Here is a 422-nt window from a genome sequence, read left to right as displayed (position 1 = left end):
TCGGTACCAGCACGTAGTCGGGCGCGACGCAGGTCTGCCCGGCGTTGAGGCTCTTGCCGAAGGCGATCCGCTCGGCGGCGTCCTTCATCGGCACGCTGTCGGAGACGATCGCCGGCGACTTGCCGCCCAGCTCCAGGGTGACCGGGGTCAGGTTCTCGGCGGCGGCGCGCATCACGTGCTTGCCGACGCTGGTGGCGCCGGTGAACAGCAGGTGGTCGAACGGCAGCTTGGAAAAGGCCACGCCGACGTCTACCTCGCCTAGCACCACGGCGACCTGGTCCTCGGGGAAGATCCGCGCCAGCAGGTCCTTGAGCAGGCGCCCGGTGGCCGGGGTCGACTCGCTCATCTTGATCATCACCCGGTTGCCGGCGGCGAGGGCCCCGGTCAGCGGGCCGATGGAGAGGAACAGCGGATAGTTCCAA

At 69.0% G+C, this 422-nt stretch carries 1 protein-coding gene; it reads right to left on the bottom strand.

What is annotated here, in order from left to right:
• The coding region (locus FLP08_RS17135) for an aldehyde dehydrogenase family protein (protein WP_156278132.1) at positions 1-422 on the bottom strand (422 nt) is incomplete at both ends.

It is taken from the genome of Christiangramia aestuarii (assembly GCF_009735585.1).
Lineage (GTDB): Bacteria > Bacteroidota > Bacteroidia > Flavobacteriales > Flavobacteriaceae > Christiangramia > Christiangramia aestuarii.
Note: the sequence above shows the minus strand (reverse complement) of the source record. Positions and strands in the feature narration are given on the sequence as shown.